This window comes from Siccirubricoccus phaeus, assembly GCF_008360935.1.
GTDB classification, from domain to species: Bacteria; Pseudomonadota; Alphaproteobacteria; order Acetobacterales; family Acetobacteraceae; genus Siccirubricoccus; species Siccirubricoccus phaeus.
In genome coordinates, this window is the sequence record NZ_SRXO01000052.1 from 1 (window position 1) to 993 (window position 993).

Sequence of the window (993 nt, forward strand, 5' to 3'; positions counted from 1 at the left end):
GCATTCGGTTGGGCTGACGAGGTCGAGGATGGCGCCGACCTTGCGCCAGGTGGTGCCGATAGTTCGCTGCTCGGCGGCGCGCATGAGGTGCTTGATCTTGGCGAAGAGTTGCTCGATCGGGTTCAGGTCGGGGCTGTAGGGCGGCAAGAACAGCAGGTGCGCGCCGGCCTGGCGGATGGCGCGGCGGGCGCGGTGTCGCTTGTGGCTGCCGAGGTTGTCGAGGATGACGATCTCGCCTGGCACCAGCGTGGGGACCAGTACCTGCTCGACATAGGCGGTGAACAGGTCGCCATTGATCGGCCCGTCGATCACGCAGGGTGCATCGACCCGGTCGTGCCGCAGGGCGGCGATGAAGGTCAGCGTCTTCCAATGGCCGTGCGGCACGCGCGCATCCAGCCGTTGCCCGCGCAAGCCCCAGCCGCGCAGCGGCGCCATGTTGGTCTTGATCCAGGTTTCGTCGATGAAGACCAGCCGGCGCGGGTCGATCTTGCCTTGGTGGGCCTGCCAGCGGGCGCGCTTGAAGGCGATGTCAGGGCGCGACTGCTCGGCGGGCAGCACGGTTTTTTTTGAAGCTCAGCCCCTCCGCGTGCAGGAACACCCACACCGCGCGCCGGTCGGTCTTGATGCCACGCGCAGCCAGCTCCGCTGTCAGGCCGCGCGTGGTGAACGGGCCTTCGGCGACCCGCGCCCGCAGCCACTCAGCGTGCTCGCCCGCCAGGGTACGCGGCTTGTGCCCGCCCACTTGGTCCGGCTTCAGGGAACCCGTCTCGCGTTGCCGCTTGCGCCATTTCGACACGCAGGACGGGCTGATCCGCAAGGCCGCCGCAATCTCGCGGATCGTCTCGCCCGCCTCCGCGCGCTGCACCGCACGCTCACGCAGATCCTCGGAGTATGGCCGCATCCTGGCTGGCCTCCATCGCCCAGCCCAGAGCTTGAATCAGATCTCAGCCCGTTTCGGAACCCCCGATTCAGAGCAAACACAGCATGCTCTAG

1 protein-coding gene is annotated in these 993 nt (G+C 67.7%); it reads right to left on the reverse strand.

From position 1 onward, the window contains the following. A protein-coding gene (locus tag E5N76_RS29250) for an IS630 family transposase (RefSeq protein WP_408021734.1) occupies window positions 1-901 on the reverse strand; the annotation gives its coding sequence in 2 pieces (ribosomal slippage) (window positions 1-567 and window positions 569-901; 900 coding nt annotated over the 2 pieces). This gene is flagged as partial in the annotation. Window positions 902-993: the final 92 nt, after the last annotated feature.